Annotated in this window: 12 protein-coding genes; 4 read left to right on the top strand and 8 right to left on the bottom strand. The window is 63.3% G+C overall.

Annotated features, from left to right (window positions below):
- Positions 1-18 precede the first annotated feature (18 nt).
- The 3 genes from ACB034_RS14310 to ACB034_RS14300 all read left to right on the top strand — a co-directional run bounded on the left by ACB034_RS14310 (position 19) and on the right by ACB034_RS14300 (position 2,735).
- A complete protein-coding gene (locus ACB034_RS14310) occupies positions 19-1,146 on the top strand; it encodes an HlyD family secretion protein (protein ID WP_371173103.1) in 1,128 nt (375 codons plus the stop codon).
- Between the two features lie 34 nt (positions 1,147-1,180).
- Entirely contained in the window at positions 1,181-2,212 is a 1,032-nt protein-coding gene (locus tag ACB034_RS14305; protein WP_371173102.1) for a DUF2955 domain-containing protein, read from the top strand.
- Positions 2,213-2,288: 76 nt separating this feature from the next.
- Positions 2,289-2,735 (top strand): two pore domain potassium channel family protein, encoded by a 447-nt coding sequence (locus ACB034_RS14300; protein WP_201941939.1) that lies wholly within the window; start codon positions 2,289-2,291, stop codon positions 2,733-2,735.
- 84 nt (positions 2,736-2,819) lie between these two features.
- On the opposite strand, the gene ACB034_RS14295 is transcribed toward ACB034_RS14300, so the two are convergent.
- Positions 2,820-3,296 carry a murein L,D-transpeptidase family protein gene (locus ACB034_RS14295; RefSeq protein ID WP_026457107.1) on the bottom strand — a complete coding sequence of 159 codons (477 nt, stop codon included), beginning with the start codon at positions 3,294-3,296 and terminating at the stop codon, positions 2,820-2,822.
- Between the two features lie 280 nt (positions 3,297-3,576).
- Between ACB034_RS14295 and ACB034_RS14290 the strand changes: the two genes are divergently transcribed.
- Positions 3,577-6,744 carry a S41 family peptidase gene (locus ACB034_RS14290; protein ID WP_371173101.1) on the top strand — a complete coding sequence of 1,056 codons (3,168 nt, stop codon included), beginning with the start codon at positions 3,577-3,579 and terminating at the stop codon, positions 6,742-6,744.
- Here the strand turns inward: ACB034_RS14290 and ACB034_RS14285 are convergent.
- The 7 genes from ACB034_RS14285 to pgaA all read right to left on the bottom strand — a co-directional run bounded on the left by ACB034_RS14285 (position 6,727) and on the right by pgaA (position 16,631).
- Positions 6,727-8,010, bottom strand: a complete 1,284-nt coding sequence (locus ACB034_RS14285) for a ferric reductase-like transmembrane domain-containing protein (protein ID WP_371173100.1) — start codon at positions 8,008-8,010, stop codon at positions 6,727-6,729. The two genes, ACB034_RS14290 and ACB034_RS14285, sit on opposite strands and share 18 nt — an antisense overlap.
- 237 nt (positions 8,011-8,247) lie before the next feature.
- Positions 8,248-9,591, bottom strand: a complete 1,344-nt coding sequence (locus ACB034_RS14280; protein ID WP_371173099.1) for a M12 family metallo-peptidase — start codon at positions 9,589-9,591, stop codon at positions 8,248-8,250.
- A 21-nt stretch (positions 9,592-9,612) separates the two neighbouring features.
- On the bottom strand, positions 9,613-10,275 hold the full coding sequence (locus tag ACB034_RS14275) for a hypothetical protein (protein WP_371173098.1): 663 nt from the start codon (positions 10,273-10,275) through the stop codon (positions 9,613-9,615).
- Between the two features lie 462 nt (positions 10,276-10,737).
- Positions 10,738-11,052, bottom strand: coding sequence for a hypothetical protein (locus ACB034_RS14270; protein WP_042070494.1), 315 nt, complete (start codon positions 11,050-11,052; stop codon positions 10,738-10,740).
- Complete coding sequence (pgaC, locus tag ACB034_RS14265) at positions 11,039-12,289, bottom strand: poly-beta-1,6-N-acetyl-D-glucosamine synthase (protein WP_223379840.1); 1,251 nt, start codon at positions 12,287-12,289, stop codon at positions 11,039-11,041. Before pgaC ends, ACB034_RS14270 begins: the two co-directional genes overlap by 14 nt.
- Positions 12,286-14,244, bottom strand: a complete 1,959-nt coding sequence (gene pgaB, locus ACB034_RS14260) for a poly-beta-1,6-N-acetyl-D-glucosamine N-deacetylase PgaB (RefSeq protein WP_371173097.1) — start codon at positions 14,242-14,244, stop codon at positions 12,286-12,288. Before pgaB ends, pgaC begins: the two co-directional genes overlap by 4 nt.
- The gene (gene pgaA / locus ACB034_RS14255; protein WP_371173096.1) at positions 14,244-16,631 is read right to left on the bottom strand and encodes a poly-beta-1,6 N-acetyl-D-glucosamine export porin PgaA; all 2,388 of its coding nucleotides are present in this window, start codon (positions 16,629-16,631) and stop codon (positions 14,244-14,246) included. The genes pgaB and pgaA overlap by 1 nt, the downstream gene beginning before the upstream one ends.
- Positions 16,632-16,936: the final 305 nt, after the last annotated feature.

The following is a 16,936-nucleotide window of genomic DNA, read 5'->3' as shown; positions in this document are numbered from 1 at the left end:
TGTGATGACGAGAAGACCATGAGCCAAGATCCCCAGCCTTCCCAACCCACTCCGTCTGCTCCCCCAGCCCCTGCGGGCAAGGGGAGCCGCGTCGCGACCCAGCTGCTGCTCGTCCTCATCGGCCTGAGCCTGCTCTGGTATTTTGCCGCCGATCGCCTGACTCCCTACAGCTCACAGGCCAGGGTGCAGGCCTTCGTGGTCCCCATCGCCGCCCAGGTCTCCGGCCAGGTACAGCAGGTGCTGGTGAAGAACAATGACGACGTGGCCCAGGGCCAGCCCCTGTTCGAGATTGATCCGAGCCAGTACCAGATAGCGCTGCAACGGGCCAGATCCGATTACGACTCCGTGCTGCGTTCGGTCAACGCCGCCTCGGCCGGTGTCACCGCCGCCGAGGCCTCGCTCCAGGCCGCCAAGGCCAACCGCCTCAAGGCCGAGCAGGATGCCAATCGCCAGGAGCGGCTCTATGCCGAGGATCCGGGCGCCATCTCGGTGCGCCGCCTCGAAGTGGCCCGCGCCACAAGGGTACAGGCCCAGAGCCAGGTCAAGGCGGCCGAGGCCAGCCTGATCCAGGCCAAAGAGGCCGCCGGCAACAGCGGTGACAAGAACTCCCAGCTGATGAGTGCCCGCTCCGCCATCGAGAAGGCCGAGCTGGATCTCGCCCACACCAGGGTGCTCGCCCCCTCCCGCGGGCTGGTGACGGATCTGCGTACCGACGTCGGCCAGTTTGTCTCGGCAGGGGCTCCCGCCATGACGCTGATCGCCATCCACGACGTCTGGATCAGCGCCGACATGACGGAGAACAACCTGGGCAATCTGGCCCCGGGCGACGAGGTCGCCATCGTGCTGGATGTGATGCCGGGTCAGGTGTTCAAGGGGCGGATCCGCAGCCTGGGCAACGGGGTCAGTGCCGGCAACCAGACGGCGGCGGGCAGCCTGCCCACAGTGCAGAACAACCGCGACTGGCTGCGCCAGGCCCAGCGCTTCCCGGTGGCCATCGAGTTCGACAAGGAAGAGCTGGCCCGGCTGCAGGGGATCCGGGTCGGCGGCCAGGCCGAAGTACTGGTCTACAGTGGCGACAACTGGCTGATGAACGGCCTGGGAGCCCTCTTCATCAGGCTGATGAGCCTGCTCTCCTATCTCTATTGAGCGTGCCCGTCATGAACCAGCGAGGAAAAGGCTGATGCACAGGGCCGACAAGGCAATCCTCAGGCTGACCCTGGGCATGGGGCTGTGCATCCTCATCACTTATGGCCTGGCGCTGCCCCTGCCCCACCTCAGCAACCTGGTGGTGATCATGCTGCTGTGCAAGCCAGGCCCGCCACTCTCCACCGTGAAGGGGCTGATGATAGGGGGCGCACTCATGGTGCTGATGGGCACCGGCGTGCTGATGGTGCCCCTGCTCCAGCACTATGGCACCAGCGCCATACTGCTGATCGCCCTGCTGCTGTTCGGCCTCTTCTATCTGGGGCTGAAAAACGGCAACCCGCTGCTGTTGCTGCTCGTGGCCACCCTCACCCTGATCCCGGTGGCAGGCACGGCAAGCCAGGCCCTCGCCTTCGTGGTGATCCAGGCGCTGGCGATCGGCATCATACTGGGCGCCTTCATCAGCTCGGTCTCCCACAACCTGTTTCCGGATGAGGGGGCCCCCCTCCCCAAACCCGAACACCTCAGTCCGGACAATGCTGGCTGGGTGGCGCTACGCGCCGTCATCATAGTGCTGCCCGTGCTGGTGATGGCACTGCAGGATCCGGCCCACTATCTGGCCGCCATTATGAAGACGGTGGCGCTGAGCCAGCAGGCCTGCACCACCCAGGCGCGCAACGCCGGCAAGGAGCTGGTGGGTTCGACCCTGATGGGCGCCCTGATCGCGGCCCTCGCCTGGTTCGGCCTGGCCCTGCTGCCCAGCCTCTGGATGCTGATGCTGTGGGTCATGCTGATCTGCCTCTGGCTCGGTCGCCGGTTGTTCAGGATAGTGCCGAGCCGTCTGCCCGCCTCCTTCTGGAGCAACGCCCTGATGACGGTGATCATCCTGCTGGGGCCGGCGATCCAGGACAGCGCCAACGGCAAGGACGTGATGCAGGCCTCCCTGTTCCGGCTCGCCCTGTTCATCCTGGTCTCCTGTTACGCCTGGGGCGCCATCTGGGTGCTGGAGCGCTGGCGGGCGGGGCGCAGAAACGGGATCGCAATGATCCCCGGGGGGCGTCACACATGACGATGATGTCACTACTGGCGGGCCCGATACCCGGGACCGCCATCCCGTTTGATCCAACCAACCATGAGGGCCACCCATGATGCTGATGAACCTGCTGGTGGGATTGCCTACCATGCTGATCTGCCTTGTCCTGCAAGCCAGCCTGACCTTTCGGGCGGTGCGTTTTTATATCAACCAGGTCCACAACAACCCCACCCCGGGCTGGCTGGGCCGTGGCGTCGGCCCCCTGCTGGTGGTGATGGTCCTGCTGATGCTGGGGAATTTCATCCAGATCATGATCTGGGGCCTGCTGTTTCTCGGCCTTGGCCAGTTCGAGCAGATCTATGAGGCCGTCTACCACTCCGGGGTCAACTTCACCTCCCTCGGCTATGGCGACATAGTGATGCAGCAACAGTGGAAGATGCTGGGACCGCTGGAGGCGGCCAATGGCGTGCTGATGTTCGGCATGACGGGGGCGGCCCTGATGGCCGTGCTGCAAGCGCTGATCAAGACCCAGCTCAACAACGCCAACCGGTTGAAGTAAGGCTATTTTTCAATAAAAAATGGCAATAAAAAACGGCAGACCCAGGGTCTGCCGTTTTTGTATTTCTACCTGTCTCAACCCAGATCAGGGCTCGATGACGATGGGCGTACCGGGTTCGATGGCATCCCAGATCTCATCCAGATCGTGGTTCAGCATGGCGATGCAGCCGTTGGTCCAGTTGGAGGGCTGTACTCTAACGTTGCCCACGTTGTTGCGCTGACCGTGGATCATGATCATGCCACCAGGATTGACCCCCAGCTCATTGGCACGCTGGATGTCCTGCAGGTTCGGGTAGTTGATATGAATGGCCTTGTAGAAGCCGGAGTTGGTCTTCTTGTAGTCCAGGGTGTAGCGCCCTTCCGGTGTGCGCTGATCCCCTTCCCGCTGCTTGTGTCCCATGGGAGCCGGCCCCAGGGCAATCCAGTAGCGTTTCACCTCCTTGCCATCCTTCATCAGGGTCAGGCTATAGGTGGATTTCTTCACCACCACCATGTCGGCAGACAGGGTGGCAAAACTCAATGCGGGCCAAAGCCCCAACAGACACAGCAATACGGCTCTCATTCCATCCCTCGGCAAGCCTCTGGTGCGGGCTTTTGCGTTTGATCTCATCATCTGAATCTCGCCAGCCAACTGGCAAGCGAGCGCCATGATATTGGATCGCCATCAATACTCAATATGTCAGATAAACATATCTTGCGTCCCCGCTGTGCCTTTCCTTGAGTCGCCTGTTTGTTTTTTATTAATTAATAATTAAAACAACAAGATACGAGTGCAATTCCAGCTAGCCCCCACACCGGTGATCGGCGAAGATAAGGATTCGACTCTTCGACAGGACCCCGCCATGCGCTCTTCGTGCCGTTTCATCCCCCTGCTGCTCTCTCCCCTGCTGCTCTGGCTGCCCGCCAGCTTCGCCGCCGAGGCACTCTGGCTACGCGAGCCCGCCCTCTCCCCCGATGGAAAGCGACTCGCCTTCACCTGGCAGGGGCGCATCTTCGTCGGCAGCGCCGACGGGGGGCCTGCCACTGCGCTGACCGGCAGTGACTACCTGAGCCAGCGACCGATCTGGTCGCCGGATGGCAAGCTGATCGCCTTTGCCGCCAACCTCTACGGCAACGAAGACGTCTTTGTGGTGCCCGCCAGCGGCGGGGAAATGGTGCGCCTCACCCGTGACTCGCGCGCCGACCTGCCCCAGGCCTTCAGCCCGGATGGCAAGCGCCTGCTGTTGAGCAGCCAGCGCCCCTGGGATCCCAAGGCCGACCACTTCGTGGCCGAAGAGATGCAGGGCAGCGCCCTCTACTGGACGCAGGTGACTGGCGGCAAGCTGCAGGCCGATCTGCCGCTGCCGGCCACCCTGGCCCGCCCCAACGGGGAGCGACTGGCCTACCAGATGCCGACCATGGATCAGCCCTTTCGCAAGCACCAGCAATCCTTCGCCGTCTCCCGCCTCTGGCTGTTTGACGGCAAGCAACACCGGCAGCTGACCGAAGACAGGATCGCCGCCAGCGATCCGGTCTGGCGCGACGACGGGAACGCCCTTTTCTATCTCAGCGAGCGCAGCGGGGACTTCAACGTCTGGCAACGGGATCTCGTCAGCGGCAAGGAGCAGCAGCTCACCCACTACCAGGGCCATCCGGTGCGGGGGCTCAGCGCCTCCCGCAGTGGCGATCTGGTCTGGTCCTGGCTGGGAGAGCTCTACCGGCTCGACGCCGGTAGCACCCAGCCGCGCAAGCTGACCATCGCGCCTCAGGTGGCGACGGAGCCGGATGAACAGAGCCAGTCCCTGACCCATGCCGACGAGGCGCTGGTCAGCGAGGAGGGCAAGGAGCTGATCCTGGTGAGCGAGGGCAATCTGTTTGCCGTCGATCCGGAGCGGGAGCGGGTACGCCGGCTGACCCGGGATCCCGGCGAGCAGTCGAGCCCCCTCTACGCCGAGAAGGAGCGCTCGCTTATCTATCTCTCCGAACAGCAGGGGCCCGCCGCCCTCTATCGCCTGCGCAAGGCGGATCCGGAACGCCTCTTCAGCGATCCGGGCAGCCTGCAAGAGAGCCTGCTGCTGGCCATTCCCGGCAAGGGGATCAGCCGGCCCGTACTCTCTCCCGATGGCAAGCAGCTCGCCTTCGTGGTGGACGGCCAGGCCATCCACCTGCTGGATCTGGCGAGCAACAAGCAGCGCGAACTGGTGCCCGCCAGCTTCAACCCCGCCCGCCACGAGGTGGATCTCGCCTTCGCTCCCGACTCTCGCCATCTGGCGCTCACCCTGCGCCCCGACTCGGCCCAGCAGGAGATCGCCGTCATCGACACCGGCAACGCCAGGGCCAAGCCGGTCAATGTGAGCCTGAGCGGCTATCAGGAGAGTGCCCCCGCCTGGAGCGAGGATGGTGGCATCCTTTACTGGCAATCGACCAAGTACGGCGCCCTGGGGGCCGATGGCGAGCCTCTTGGCAACAACCTGCTCGGCATCTACAGCAGCCGCGCCGCCAAGGCTGACTTCCTGGCCGAACAGGCACCGCCCAAGGAGGGCTATGGCTTCGAGACCGATCGCCTGGCCCATCGGGAGGCGTTGCAACTGCTGCCCGCCGGCACCCTGCTCGCCAGCCGTCTGGTCAATGATCAGCTGACCTATCTGGTGGAAGAGCCTGGCACCGGCGAACAGAGCGAGATCAAGGGCTACACCCTGGATCTGCGCAAGGGAGAGACTCGCCAACTGTTTGCCGAACAACCCGGTCCCGCCCTGGCCAGCCTCAACAAGGAGGCCACCCTCGCCACCCTGGTACGGGAGGGAGAGGTCACCCAGGTAGCGCTCGAATCTGGCGAAGCCATCAGCGCCCCCTTTGCCCTGCCATCTGACAGCGGCTGGCAGGCCCGCATGAATGCCGCCTTCGACCAGATCACCCGGCTCACCCGGGAGGAGTTCTATCGCGACGACATGAACGGGGTGGACTGGGACGGCTATGTCGCCAGTTACCGAGCCCTGCTGCCCGGCATCAGCAATGGCCGCGACTTCGGCAATCTGCTGGCCGAGCTGGCCGGCGAGCTGAACGTCTCCCACACCTGGGGCTATGGCCCGGCCCCCTTCCCGCGTCTGGCGGATGACACTGCCAGCCTGGGGGGCTACTGGCAGGAGAGTAAACAGGGGGTGATGCTGGCCAGTCTGCTGGCCGGCGGCCCGCTGGATCAGGAGAGCGATATCCGGGTCGGTGCGCGCCTGCTCGCCATCAACGACACCCCCATCCCGGATCTGGCCGCCCTCGATCAGGCGCTCAACCATCAGGCCGGGACCCGGCTTGCCCTCACCTTCCAGCAGGCGGGCCAGAAGGAGCCTGACGAGGTGGAGGTGACCGCCATCGATCTGCAGCAAGAGTATGCCCTGCAACTCGATGCCTGGGTCGCCAAGCGGCGCGATCGGGTGGCGACCCTGAGCAAGGGGCGAGTCGGCTACGTCTATCTGCCGGAGATGAGCAACGCCGTCTACGAGGAGCTGGTGGCACAGGCGCTAGGGCGGCTGCGCGGCAGCGAGGCCCTGATCGTCGACGTGCGTTTCAACAAGGGGGGTTATCTTGCCAATACCCTGGTGGAGTTTCTCACCGGCAACGGCCGCGCCAAGGGGATGGCGGTCAACTGGCCACGCCTTGGCAAGGGGGCGACGGATGCCGCCACTCGCCAGTGGACCAAACCCTCGGTGGTGCTGGCCAATGCCGGCAGCTACTCGGAAGGTTCCGCCTTTCCCGAGTATTACCGCGCCCTCAAGATTGGCCCCATCATAGGTGAGCCGGTTCCCGGCACCGGCACCACCGTCTATGCCCATGAGTCCCGCCTGATCCCGGGGCTCGGTTACGGCATCCCGAGCCTGGGGCTGCGCAAACCCGACGGCAGTTTCTACGAAAATCAGGAGCTGCTCCCGGATCGCCAGGTTCCCCTCACCCCGGCCGACATGCTGGCGGGGCGCGACCCCCAGCTGGAGGCCGCGGTACAGGCCGCCCTCGAGCAGTTGTCAGCGAAAGCGAAATAGCTCGCGGTGCAGACGCCCGTCCGGCAGCAGCCGGGTCAGGGCGTCTGCCATCCCCTCTGGGCCGCAGAACCAGACCTGGCCGGGCGCCCCTTCGGCGACCCGCGCCAGATCCAGCCGTCCCGCCTCCTTGTCCAGATGCAGCTGATAACGCACCCCGGTGCGCTGGCACAGCTTGGCGATCCGCGCCCGATAGACGGCTCCTACCTTGTCGGGTGCACACTGGATCAGGGTGATCCCCTCGCCGCGCTCACCGCGGGCCACCATCGCCTCCAGCCAGGCGACGAAGGGGGTGATGCCGATCCCGGCTCCCAACCAGAGTGACCGGCCGCGGCCAAGGGGGGCGACGAAGGCGCCGTAAGGGCCGGTCACCCGTACCGGATCCCCGACCCGGGCCGCCGCCACCAGCTCGCGGGTATGATCCCCGAGCGCCCGCACCGCGATCACCAGTTCGCGCCGATCCGGCGAGACCCGCACCAGGGTGAAGGGGTGCGGCCCCTCTTTGACATCGAATTCGAAGAAGGCGAACTGGCCGGGGCGATAGTGGGCGAGTGGTGTCTCAAGGGCCATGGTCAGCTCACAGATCTGATCCGCCAGCTCCCGCACGGCAACCAAGCGGCCGGCATGTCGATCGCTGGCCCCCACCCGTCCCAGCAGGGAGTAAAACGCACCGAGGGCCGCCACCCCGCCGGGCAGCCAGATGGCGATGCCGAGCGGGCTCAGCCAGCCAATGTTGGGCAGCAGACAGAGCCCGTGGATCCAGCCCGCCAGATAGATGAGGGGCGCCAGCCGATGGATCAGGCGAAAACGCCCGTAACTCACCAGCGCCAGCAGGCTCACCACCACCAGGGCGATCAGCAGATAAAAACCCCACTCTCCCAGGTCATTGCCCAGCGCATGGAGGGAGGCCCCCCCACCGTTGCCACCACCCGCGCCACGGCGGGCGGGGCGCGTCAACCAGCCGGCCGAGACCGCCCACTTGGGGGCCTCCACCAGCAACCAGTGGCCGGTCAGGGTCAGGGCCGCCGCAATGGCGCTGTGACGATGCAGTCGCAGCATCCGATCCAGCCCGCCACACCAGGCTTCCAGCTGCGGCAGGCGCAGCGCCAGCACCAGCGAGATCGCCATGTATCCCATCCCCAGCAGGCCGGTCAGCAGCAACATCTCATGGCGCCAGGGCCAGAAATTGCCGGCATCCCCCCCATAGCCAAGCCACCAGATGGCCACCGCCAGCAGTTGCCATCCCCACAGCATCTGTTTGCCCGTCATCACATGCTCCTTGGTTTGCATACCACAGGGCCTCGTCTCCCTGTCCATGGTTTCATTACAGACCCATCAGGTCACAAGACTTTGCCAGCAGGGGGAAAGTTTGTGGCAATGTGTGACAAGCACAGACAACGAAGGGGCCCGCAGGCCCCTTCCCCCAGAGATCGAACTGCCCACGGGGCGGTTCGGTCTCCCGGTGTCAATCACCATGCCCGGGCCGGCAAGCCCGGGCATGCCTTGTCAGGCTGGCAACACCTCGGCCGGCTGGCGCAGCAGCGCCAACTGGTATCTGTGCTCGGCCAGCTCCACCTCGCGGCGGGCTTCCTCCACCTTGCCATCGGCACTCTTCACCGCCGCAATCAGCTGGTTGTAACGATCCCAACTGCCGTTGTACTCCTTCACCTCGTCGTTATAGCGCTGGCTGATCCCGTTGTACTGGCGGATCAGCTCGTTGCTCTCGCTGCGCAGCTGGTTGATCTGCGCCAGCAGGTCGTTCTGGATGACGCGGATCTTCTGGTACTCGGCGAGGCTGTAACGGCCGTTGTAGCTGTTGTACTGCTGCACCAGCCGGTTGCTCTCCTTGATCGCCTTGTTGCTGCGCTGGTTGAGATCCGCCTGCTCGCGCTGGTAACGCTCGAAGTTGGCCAGCAGCGTCTCCTGCCGCTCCTTCAGGGCAGTCTGGGCCGCCAGCTGCTCACTATAGTGAGTTCGTGCCGTCTCCAGCTCCTGACGACGCTGCTCGAGGGTGCGCTCCAGCTCGCCCAGATCCGGCACCTCCTCCGTCACCATGGTGGGATAGAAGGCGGCGATCTGCGGCGTAGTGACCTTCAGGGCTCGCACCGCGTCGGCTCCATTGGCCGCATCGAGGTGATCCACGCCGCAGGGTTGGCCCTTGCAGACCAGGTCGGGGCTGGAGAACTTGTACTCGTGGCTGAAGACCCCGAAGCTGGAGGGATAGGCCATCACGGTGGCGAACGATCCCTTCACTCCGTGGCCCAGCGCATAGTGATAGGTGCCACCCGTGCCATCCTGCAGACGGGAGTGGTTGAGCCCCATGTTATGGCCCAGCTCGTGAGCCAGCACCACATCCCCGCAACCGGTGGCGGTGACATGGCTGAACATCTTGCCCGCTTCCTTGGAGAGATCCCCGTCGGCGTAGACCTTGCGACCGTCGGCATAGGTCACCGAACCGCCGACCCAGGCCAGACCGCAACTACCGTGATTACCGGTATCGGGACGCAGCAGCGCCACCATGTCGGCGCCATAGCGGGTGCGCAGGGTCGGCACCTCCTTGAACGCCTTGTGGGTCTGTTTGGTCACGGCATTGAGCGCCGCGTTGTCGGTGCCACCATCCGGATAGTCCACCTCGACGCTGTGCACGGCGCGCACCGTCAGATCCAGGCCGCTGGCAGCGTAGATCTGGTTGGTGACGTTCACCATGTGCTGGATCCGGGTCTGGGCATCCCCCTGATAGCGGGCGGCCAGCCCGGGGGTGTGCAGCACCATCAGATCGATGGTATTGGCCACTGCCGGTGTAGCACCCAACAAGCCTGCGACCACGATTCCCAATGTGGTTCTTTGCATGTGATTTTCCTTTTTCTGTTGTTATTGATGTGTCGGGATCAGGCCGTCATTGTCACCATGACCCCGATCCAGTGGCGGGTTCTTGTAAACCCACCCTTTGCCCCCCAGGGTTTCGACGGAATAACTGCCTTGCGGCGTGCCGATAAACCCGAAGGTGGCCTGCTTGCCGACGGTGAAATTGACCGGATAGCGGCCACCGTCGATCTGCACTTCACCCTGCCAGTTGCGCTCACCGCCCCGTTGCAACTGCACCTTGGTCACCCTGGCTTTCAGGGTGCTGCCATCGGGCAGCGGCAGGGTCACGCTGTCACCGATCTGGGCCCGTCCCAGCTCGTCACCCTGCAGGGCGATGGGTTGAAGCAGCTCAACCCCCTCGCCCGGCTCAGCCAACGGGAAGTCGGCATCTACCTCGGCGGCCTGCCAGGGCTCATCCAGTTCATAGCCCCCCTGCGCGCCGAGCCGACCGGGCTTCTCTGCCACCGGCATGGGTTTGATCTCCGGTACCGGCAAGGCAGCCGAAGCCACGGGTTCGGCCAATACCAGAGGCTCCATGGCGGTTTCTGCCTCCACACCGATGGCAACAGTGTCGTTTGTCTCTTTGGATTGCGGTCCCCTGACCCACCAGGCCAACCCCGCCATCAGAGCACACACAACCAGCACACCAACCCATCTCTTTCGGTTCATACTGATATCCATGTCAAAAACAACCTATAAAACAATGACTTAAAAAATTTAGAGCTGGGATACTAAACATGAACCACAAGGGATGGCAATAGTCTTTTGAAACCCTTTCTAGATGGGGTGTCGCCACAACACTGAGCGAGATGACAAAGAAACAGGGTTCAAGAGGAGCTTTTTAAAGGAAGGAGATCCCCTCGCGGCACTGACCAGGACAGGAGAGTAAGCGGGTTGCAATCGGGTGCCGGGAGCCACCATCAGCGCCTCGCTCGCGACAATCTGCGTCGGCAGCTTCAGCAAAGACGCCATCAGCCCCTGATGGCCCTCAGGTTTATCAACGTGAATGCGCCGGGCGGCGGACTGGCATTTTCTCTGGTCACATCCACGGGAGATCCCGGCACCGGCAACTTTTATGGATGGCCCTGTGCGGCTACCAGAAACGGCAGAGGGGCCCATGGCCCCTCTCGCTTACTTGTCCTGTTGCGCCGCCCGCTTTCGCATCAGGCGGTACAACAACTTGTTGTATTTGGCCCAGGAGTGGATCAGCAAGAAGATGCCGAACAGCAGCGCCAGAAACAGCTGCCCTACCTCCACCATATCGAGCGAGCCGATGAAGTTTCCCTCCGCCCCCGTTTCCAGGTAGCTGAACCAGGGCTGCAACACCAGAAACAGCCAGCCACTCCAGGTCACCAGCAGGATCAACATATCCCGCATACGGTAACGCCAGCTACGCCGGGTGCCATTGCGGATGATCATCTCCTGCGCCAGCTTATGCTTTGTCACGGAACGACTCTCCTCTGTCGGGGCTTTCCCAGACCGCCAACTGACCACGGCGGCGCAAAATGGCCTTGGGCACGGCGACGATCACAGTCACCAGGTTGAGCAGCCAGTAGATCAGGGGATACCAGACACACCAGATGAAGCTGCGGGCCATGCTCTTGTCGTAGTGGCTGTCGATGAAGATGCTGACGGAGAACTGCAGCAGGCAGATGCCGGTCATCATCACGCCTGTCCACTGGAACAGGTGCCCCCTTGCCAACCCCTCCAGCTCGGGGTTGAGCAGCCAGCTCACCGCCAGCATCAGCATGCTGTAACACCAGGTGACGCTGGAGAGATACTCCAGCAACAGCAGCCAGAAACGGCGATTGCGCCAACGCAGCGCCTGCAGGCCATAACGCAGAAACACCTCGGCCCCGCCCTGGGCCCAGCGCAACCGCTGCTTGTAGAGACCCCGCACCGTTTCTGGCATCAGCACCCAGCACAGCGCCTGGGGCTGGTAGTGGATGAGCCAGCCCGCGAGCTGCAGCTTCCAGCTGATGTCGATGTCCTCGGTCACCATGTCGGTGCTCCAGCCGCCGACTGCCTCCACCGCCGACTTGCGAAACGCCACCACCACGCCGGAGACGGTGAAGACGGTGCCATAGATGCGCTGGGCCCGCTTGATGAGGCCTATGATGGAGCTGAACTCCCCGGTCTGGATCTTGCCGATGATGGTGGAGCGGGTGCGCACCCTGGGGTTGCCGGTGACGGCGCCGACCTTGGGACTGTCGAGAAAATGCTTCACCATCCAGCGAGCGGCTTCATGGTCGAGCACCGCATCGCCATCGATGCCGATCAGTATTTCCCCTTTGGCCAGTGCCAATCCGTTGTTGAGGGCCATGGCCTTGCCCTGGTTGGGCTGATGCAGCACTGTGAGGCGCTCATCTTGCCTGGCCAGCCGATCCAGCCGTTCGCCGGTGTCATCCTTGCTGCCGTCATTGATGGCCAGCACCTCGAAGTCGGGATAACGCTGGCGCAGCAGGTGACCTATGGTCTCCTCCACATTGGCCCCTTCGTTGTAGCAGGGCACCATCAGGGTCACCTTGGGATAGCGGGGCAACTCGAGCCCCTTTCTGGCCAGGGCGATATCCCGCCGCTCCCACTGGAAGTAGTAGTAGAGGCCGCCACAGATCCACACCAGCGCCATCACGCTCGGATAGGCCAGGGTGAACATGGCGATGCCCGTCAGCAGATCACTCACCGCGTCACCTCCGTGGTCGCTGCCCCCTGGCGGATTGAGCCGCCTTGTGCCCCTCCCTGCAATTCAGGTTGCGGCTGTGTTTGTACCGAGAAGACGGGCCTCAGCACGGCGGGATCCGGTTGATTGTTGTGAAAATCATCCGGGTAGTAGCCGAAGTTGTTCACCCCCTTGCTTTGGATGATCTGCATCCAGCGCGCCAGTTCGGCGTCGGGTATGGGCTGTTCGGTGCGCCAGTTGCGGCTTTGCAGCTCGAACACCAGGCGCTCGGCCGGCACCTGAGCCAGTGAATCCTCCGCCAGTCTGGCCAGCCACTCGTCGGGATTTTTCGCCTGCTCCATGTAGGGCATGGCCATCACGGCGGTGTAGTCGTAAGCCTTGGCAAACGCGGCCATGCTCTGGGCAAACCACTGCTGGGACTCGGGCTCGGTCACCAGGGTCGCGTAGATGTTGCGGGCTGTCTTGAGGCCATCCGCGCCCCCCTGACGGTAACGGGCGGCGGCATCACGCAGCTCCATGGTGAAATCGATCAGCAGGTCGGTCTTGCGCTCTCCCTGTGCCTGCAAGGCCGACGGCGTACGCTCCAGGGGGAAGGGGCCTTCGTAATCGCTGAGGAAGGCATCATCGTGGAACAGCAGGCCATCGAACTTGGTGTAGAAGCCGAGATCCTCGTAGATATCCAGCAGGATCCGGCGGCTGGCCGGATCCCAGGGTGAGAGGCGCAGATACTGCCCTTTGGCGGGTTTACCGGTGCGGCTGTCGGTCACATAGGCATGGTTCGGCCCCATGTCGTAGGCCATCACTGGCATCCAGGCATACACCTTGACCCCGGCCCGGGTCTTGAGCTGCCAGGCCACCCGGTTGAACAGATCCGCCTTGACCGGCATATGGCGATTGGGGAAGTAGAGCGCCTCCGCCACCCCATCACCGTTGTCATCGGCATAGGCCTGTAAATAGACGGTAGTGATGCCGTAGCCCTTGATCCTGTCCAGCAGCATGTCGATGTTCTTGTTCATCTGGCGGGGATCCGGGTCATAGACATAATCGAGATCCACATGTACCAGCCGCTCCACCTGCCGCTCCCAGGTATTGCCTCCCATGATCTCGTCCAGGGTCTCGAGACTGGTGTCCTCATCCAGCAGATAGCGACGCACTGTGCTGCCCGTGTCGTTCACCTTGTTGAGTCCTTCGGCCAGGGTGAAGGTGTAGGGCATGCCCGCCTCCCGGGCCAGATCCAGCGTCGTCTCGTTGAAGGCGCCATAGGGCCAGACCATGATGCGCGGCGCCTGCCCCGTCTGCTGCTTCAACTGGCGAGCCGATGCGTCGAAGTCGGCCTTCACCCGCGCCCGGTAATCGGCCATGGACTCGTAACCCGCCTGGCTCCAGCCCGCCGTGGTCACCGCCGGTTGCACGTTGCCTTGCGGGTTGGCCAGCAGCCCGTAATGGGAAGCGAAGGTGTGGGAGGCGATCTCCACCAGCCCGGAGGCCTGCATCTCGCGGATCTGCGGCCAGTTGACGAAATAGCTGCGGGGCAGTTTGTCGTTGCCATAAGAAACCATCTGGTCATCCGCCACCTCCAGCCAGCTGCCCACCAGCGCAAAAACGGCCGGATAGTTGTAAAGCTTGAGCAGGGGGTAAACCAGCCGGTAGAAACTCTCGTAACCATCGTCGAAGCTGAGCAGGATCGCCTTGTCCGGCAGCGGCGCCTTGCCCGCCCTGGCGTCCAGCACCTGCTGGAAGCTGACCGGATGGTAGCCCTGCTGCTTGATCCAGTTGAAGTGGCGGATCAGGGTGTCGCGCCGGATCGTCTGGGGATAGAGCTTGAGGTTGGGGGTCAGCTTGAGATCGACGATGTCGTGATAGCAGAGCACCACGTAATCATCCGGTTTGCGGGCCGCCTGGGTGAGACCGGGCAACAGGGTCAACAACAGAAAAAAAGGAGCAAGCCAGCGTCTCATCACATGAAACTCCATTGCAGATTGGCGAAGACAAAATTTCCATACTCGCGGTTGCCGTCGTAGACGGCCTGACGACGGCCCAGACCATAGCCAAGGCTCAATGCAGGTGAGAGCACCCAGTCATGGCGATAGCTGAGCTGCCAGCCCTGATCGCTGCCATAGCTCTCCTGCCAGTAGTGATTGCCGCTCATGGTGAGGCTTTGCAGCAGGGAGCGACGGCCATCCAGCGGCAAGCGGTAGCGCGCCGCCAGTTCCAGCTCCAGATTGCGATCACTCAAGGGGTTGAAGTAGTCCGCGTCCACCTCCTCGTTGCGGGAGGTGGCGGCCCGCAGGGTGCCGTCAAACCACCAGCGATCCCGGCGCCAGAGATCCTGGCGCAGCCAGCCGGAGGCGGTGAGCCGCCGGTTGCCATCGTCGATGTCCATGCGCTCGAGACGCAGGCCACCCTCACGGGTTTCGTCCTGGCGCCAGCCAAGATCCAGCAGATATTGATCGGCATAGTGGCCCCTTGCCAGGGCCCGCAGCGGGGTGTCGGCACTGTTAAAATTGACGGCAGCCCCCAGTTGCCACTGATCGTCCAGCCGCCAGTCGAGACGGCTCCACAGGTAGCCCTTGTGGTTGAGCTCGCTGCCCGTGCCCCCTTCCAGGGTCAGCAGCAGCAGCGGATAGAAGGAGAGTTCGGCCCCGACTCCGGTGTAGGCGGCTCTCTCCCCTTGCTCCTCATAGTCACCAAAGCTGCCCTGACGACGAACAAACAGACGATCACCACCATCACTGCGGCCACTATAGAGACGGCTGTCATAACGCCAGTCGCGGCTGGCCTGCACCGAGCCTCCTTCGTTGCGGCCGTGGGTCAGCTCGGTCGTGAGCATGGGGGCCTGCTCCAGAGCCAGCCGTTGTTGCAGCTCCTGACGATCCCGGGTCAGGTTGCCAAGGGCTCGCACCGCTTGTGGCGTCTGCTGCCACTCCCCCCGATCGAGCCGGGCATTGAGGCGACCCGGCTCGGCCTGCACAGTGCGTCCAGTGGGCAACCAGCGCATCGCCTCCCTGTAGGCCTGTTCGGCCCCGTCAGGATGACCGCGCCAGCGCCGGATATCTCCCAGTTGCAACCAGAGCCAGGGATTGGCCGGTGCGGTTTTCAGCCAGGACTCCAGCTCTGCCTCCGCCTCCCCGGCCTGACCACGCCAGGCCTGCAGCAGGGTTCGCAGTTGCAGCAGCTTCTCGTAGTCGTCGTTGGCCATGCGCTGGTTGCCGGTAAAATCCCAGCGGGTCGCCGGTTCCTGCCAACCGGCCAGCATCGCCTGGGCGGCCTCGTAACGTTCCGCATCCGAATAGGCGTAGAAACGCTTCTCCAGCAATGCCTTGTCTCTGGCCCGTTCGGGAGTGGCCAGCCGGTCATAGAGCGCAGATGCCTCCGTCGCCCGCCCCAGCCCGGCCAGGGCATCGGCCCGCGCTTCGAGCAGATAATCCGGCAATGGCCCTTCTGCCTGCAAAGTGGCGGACGCCTTTTCTGCTTGGGCAAACTCGCCGAGGGCGACCAGGGTCACCACCCGATCCCGCCGGGTGCTGAGGTAGAGCACATGATCGCGGGGAGCGCGCGCCAGGATCTTGTCCTGCAGCGCCAGGACCTGGGTCAGAGAGGTACGAACCTGGGCGGGATCCTCGATCTTGGACGACATCCGCAGCAGATTGACGGCCTGATAGTAATCGAGCCAGAGCCTGTCCACCGGCTTGAACAGCAAGGGATAACGGGCCATCAATTCGCCGGCCGCAGGCCCGGCCCCCAGCCCGACAGCCACCCGATAGAGCGCCAGCACCTGCTCGGCATTATCCGGCTCGAGTTCAAGCCACTGCTGATGCACCAGCAGTTCACCCATGGCATCTTCCGCCTGGCGGGCGGCGTAGAGACGGGCATCGAGGATGGTGCGATCACGGCCGAAACGCTGTTCGTACTCGCTGGCTGCCTGACGGGCCAACGTCTGGTTGCCCTGATCGCTGGCGGTGAGAAACAGCCCGATCCAGCCGTTGGGATTGGTGGGGACGCGCCCCTGCAGGACGCGGTAGTAGCTGATTGCTTCCGGATAACGCTTCTCGTCCCGGGCGGCGCGAGCCACCTCTTCCAGCGTCTTGTTCGAGATGGGACTGAACTCGCAAGGTGTGCAGGCAGCCAGCGCCCCCTTGCGATCGCCATGCCAAAGCCGCACCGCGATCAGATCGTCGAGCACCTTGCCATCATTTGTCTGTCGATAAAGGGCATCCAGCCCCGCTATGGCAGCCTCAAGCTCCCCCGCCCTGGCCTTGATGACCCAGGCTTCGCGGGCGTTGTCCACCCCACCGGCCCATGCCAACGACGGCAGCAGCACCAGTAACCAAAAGATGCGATTCATTCGCAACATACCACCCATAACAAACGCGGGTCGTATCGTCCTTGAACTCCCACACGGATATACACACGCGTCCGCTCCTGCCCGATGGGCAAGATGGCTTCCTGACCTGTGTGCTGATTTGAGGGTGAAAGGTGGGCAGCAAGACCGGCACCTTTCCTATGTGCGGCCCAGCCATCTCCGGGAGGAGACCTGTAACTTTCCGAACCCGATTCACATCGGGAGTGGCGAGGACGACAATTTTGGTTCTGTAGAGAATTTAGTCAATCCGGGGGTGTAACGAATTTATGCTCATCGACGAGTCGTGG

Origin of the sequence: Aeromonas sp. S18(2024), assembly GCF_041402525.1 — a bacterium.
GTDB lineage: Bacteria > Pseudomonadota > Gammaproteobacteria > Enterobacterales > Aeromonadaceae > Aeromonas > Aeromonas enteropelogenes.
Note: the sequence above shows the minus strand (reverse complement) of the source record. Positions and strands in the feature narration are given on the sequence as shown.

Coding starts and splice junctions, on each gene's coding strand:
- ACB034_RS14310 (WP_371173103.1), top strand. CDS start 19: ATGAGCCAAGATCCCCAGCCTTCCCAACCCACTCCGTCTGCTCCCCCA.
- ACB034_RS14305 (WP_371173102.1), top strand. CDS start 1,181: ATGCACAGGGCCGACAAGGCAATCCTCAGGCTGACCCTGGGCATGGGG.
- ACB034_RS14300 (WP_201941939.1), top strand. CDS start 2,289: ATGATGCTGATGAACCTGCTGGTGGGATTGCCTACCATGCTGATCTGC.
- ACB034_RS14295 (WP_026457107.1), bottom strand. CDS start 3,296: ATGAGAGCCGTATTGCTGTGTCTGTTGGGGCTTTGGCCCGCATTGAGT.
- ACB034_RS14290 (WP_371173101.1), top strand. CDS start 3,577: ATGCGCTCTTCGTGCCGTTTCATCCCCCTGCTGCTCTCTCCCCTGCTG.
- ACB034_RS14285 (WP_371173100.1), bottom strand. CDS start 8,010: ATGACGGGCAAACAGATGCTGTGGGGATGGCAACTGCTGGCGGTGGCC.
- ACB034_RS14280 (WP_371173099.1), bottom strand. CDS start 9,591: ATGCAAAGAACCACATTGGGAATCGTGGTCGCAGGCTTGTTGGGTGCT.
- ACB034_RS14275 (WP_371173098.1), bottom strand. CDS start 10,275: ATGAACCGAAAGAGATGGGTTGGTGTGCTGGTTGTGTGTGCTCTGATG.
- pgaB (WP_371173097.1), bottom strand. CDS start 14,244: ATGAGACGCTGGCTTGCTCCTTTTTTTCTGTTGTTGACCCTGTTGCCC.
- pgaA (WP_371173096.1), bottom strand. CDS start 16,631: ATGAATCGCATCTTTTGGTTACTGGTGCTGCTGCCGTCGTTGGCATGG.